The organism is Streptomyces sp. KLMMK (assembly GCF_036961605.1).
GTDB lineage: Bacteria > Actinomycetota > Actinomycetes > Streptomycetales > Streptomycetaceae > Streptomyces > Streptomyces telluris.
In genome coordinates this window covers 1-874 of record NZ_JBAMDC010000783.1, presented here as the reverse complement: position 1 = coordinate 874, position 874 = coordinate 1, and the positions used below count along the sequence as shown (strand labels likewise).

At 63.6% G+C, this 874-nt stretch carries 1 protein-coding gene; it reads right to left on the bottom strand.

The features are described from left to right. Window positions 1–7 precede the first annotated feature (7 nt). A partial coding sequence (locus V7793_RS37935; RefSeq protein ID WP_336014310.1) for an adenosylhomocysteinase occupies window positions 8–874 on the bottom strand: 867 nt, incomplete at its 5' end.

Below are 874 nucleotides of genomic sequence, written 5' to 3'. Positions count from 1 at the left end.
GTCGGTGTCAGTAGCGGTAGTGGTCCGGCTTGTACGGACCCTCGACCGGGACACCAATGTAGGACGCCTGCTCCGGACGGAGCTCGGTGAGCTTCACACCCAGCGCGTCCAGGTGGAGCCGAGCGACCTTCTCATCCAGCAGCTTCGGCAGGACATAGACGTCCGTCGGGTACGACTCCGGCTTGGTGAACAGCTCGATCTGCGCCAGTGTCTGGTCCGCGAACGAGTTCGACATCACGAACGACGGGTGACCGGTCGCGTTGCCCAGGTTCAGCAGACGACCCTCGGACAGGACGATGAGGACCTTGCCGTCCTCGAAGGTCCAGGTGTGGACCTGCGGCTTGACCTCGTCCTTCACGATCCCGGGGATCTTCGCCAGGCCGGCCATGTCGATCTCGTTGTCGAAGTGGCCGATGTTCCCCACGATCGCCTGGTGCTTCATCCGGGCCATGTCCGAGGCCATGATGATGTCCTTGTTACCCGTCGTGGTCACAAAGATGTCGGCGATCTCCACGACCTCGTCCAGGGTCGTGACCTGGTAGCCGTCCATCGCCGCCTGCAGCGCATTGATCGGATCGATCTCGGTCACGATCACCCGCGCGCCCTGACCGCGCAGCGACTCCGCGCAGCCCTTGCCCACATCGCCGTAGCCGCAGACGACGGCGACCTTGCCGCCGATCAGGACGTCCGTGGCGCGGTTGATGCCGTCGATCAGCGAGTGGCGGCAGCCGTACTTGTTGTCGAACTTCGACTTCGTCACCGCGTCGTTCACATTGATCGCGGGGAACAGCAGCGTCCCCTCACGCTGCATCTCATACAGACGATGCACACCCGTCGTCGTCTCCTCCGTCACACCACGGATCTCCGACGCCAG